1 protein-coding gene and 2 pseudogenes are annotated in these 1760 nt (G+C 61.9%); all 3 read left to right on the forward strand.

Annotated elements, in window-relative coordinates; translation table 11 throughout:
- A pseudogene (locus EN742_RS38865) lies at positions 1-216 on the forward strand (hypothetical protein); the annotation flags it as partial.
- 39 nt (positions 217-255) lie between these two features.
- Positions 256-1395, forward strand: coding sequence for an ABC transporter ATP-binding protein (locus tag EN742_RS33980; protein ID WP_126056452.1), 1140 nt, complete (start codon positions 256-258; stop codon positions 1393-1395).
- A 9-nt stretch (positions 1396-1404) separates the two neighbouring features.
- Positions 1405-1760 (forward strand): annotated as a pseudogene (locus EN742_RS33985) (putrescine/spermidine ABC transporter permease); the annotation flags it as partial.

Below are 1760 nucleotides of genomic sequence, written 5' to 3' on the forward strand. Positions count from 1 at the left end.
GATCGTCACCGGCCAGTAGGCGATCGGCACGACCCCGGCGCCTGGCTGCCGGGGTCGCTTTGCTTAAAAGCAATTCCAGGAAAAGTGCGAAGCGGTTTTCCGTCCGGAATTGCGCAGGAACAGAAGAGCAATTCCAGGAAAAAGCGCGTAGCGGTTTTCCCTCTGGAATTGCGTGGGAAATATCCGGAGCGGTTCGACGGTTCTATCAAGAGCTGAACCACTCCTGGGGGACGAAAAACAGGACGGAGTGGGGAAATGAAATCGCTTGGCAGCATCCGCAGGGACTTCACGCCATGGAATGATCCGAACGCCAAGCCCTATATCCAATTCGACAATGTCACCAAGAAGTTCGGTGACTTCACCGCCGTCAACAACCTGTCGCTGACCATCTTCGAGCGCGAGTTCTTCGCGCTGCTCGGCGCATCCGGCTGTGGAAAGTCGACGCTGCTCAGGATGCTTGCCGGCTTCGAGGAGCCGACCGCCGGGCGTATCCTGCTCGACGGCCAGGACCTGCGCGGCATCCCGCCCTACCGGCGGCCGGTCAACATGATGTTTCAGTCCTATGCGCTGTTTCCGCATATGACGGTGGAGAAGAACATCGCCTTCGGCCTCAAGCAGGAGGGCATGCCCGCCCCTGACATCGAAAAGCGCGTCGCCGAAATGCTGAAGCTGGTCAAGCTCGAGCAGTTCGCCAAGCGCAAGCCGCACCAATTGTCGGGCGGCCAGCGCCAGCGTGTCGCGCTCGCCCGCTCGGTCGCCAAGCGCCCGAAGGTTCTGCTGCTCGACGAGCCGCTCGGCGCGCTGGACAAGAAGCTGCGCGAGGAAACGCAGTTCGAACTGATGGACCTGCAGCAGGAACTCGGCCTCACCTTCGTCGTCGTCACCCACGACCAGGAAGAGGCGATGACCATGGCCGACCGCATTGCCATCATGGACAAGGGTGAGGTCATGCAGGTCGCGACGCCGGCGGAAGTCTATGAAGCCCCCAGCTCTCGCTTCGTGGCGCATTTCGTCGGCAACGTGAACATGTTCGAGGGCAAAGTTGCCGAGCGGGCGGCGAACACGACGCGCATCACCGGGCTGACCGGAGCCCAGATCGTTGTCGAGAATGGCGGCGATACCGCCGCCGGCGCCGACATCGTCTTCGCCATAAGGCCGGAGAAGATCAAGGTTTCGTCGAAGAAGCCGGCCGATGCCGTCAACGCACTCGAAGGTGAAGTCTACGACGTCGCCTATCTCGGCGACATGACCGTCTATCACGTCAGGCTCGACGACGGCCAGATGGTGCGGGCGAGCGCCTTGAACGCCTCGCGCATCACCGAGGACCCGCTGACCTGGCACGACCGCGCCTGGGTCTCCTTCCGGCCCGACGCCGGCGTCGTGCTGACGCGGTAGGGGGCAATCATGTCGAGCGCCGCGACCGCCGCAACAACCCCGTCGGCAGCCGATGCCGCCAGATCCCCGCTGGCCCGGCTGGGCTCGGCCTTCGTCGGCCGCCTGGTCATCATCGTCCCCTATCTCTGGCTGCTGTTCTTTTTCCTCATCCCGTTCGTCATCGTCTTCAAGATCTCGCTGTCGCAAACGGCGATCGCGATGCCGCCCTACACGCCGGTGCTTGATTTCAGCGGCGGCTGGTTCGGTTTTGTCGGACAGCTCAGAGAGCTCAGCATCGACAACTACACTTTGCTGACCAAGGATTCGCTGTACTTCAATGCTTATGTGACCAGTCTGATCATCGCCGCGATCTCGACGGTGCTGAC

The organism is Mesorhizobium sp. M4A.F.Ca.ET.020.02.1.1, assembly GCF_004022645.1.
Taxonomy (GTDB): Bacteria; Pseudomonadota; Alphaproteobacteria; order Rhizobiales; family Rhizobiaceae; genus Mesorhizobium.

What these genes read in the sequence shown, in the direction of transcription:
- EN742_RS33980 (WP_126056452.1), top strand. Translation starts at nt 256, where the DNA reads ATGAAATCGCTTGGCAGCATCCGCAGGGACTTCACGCCATGGAATGAT.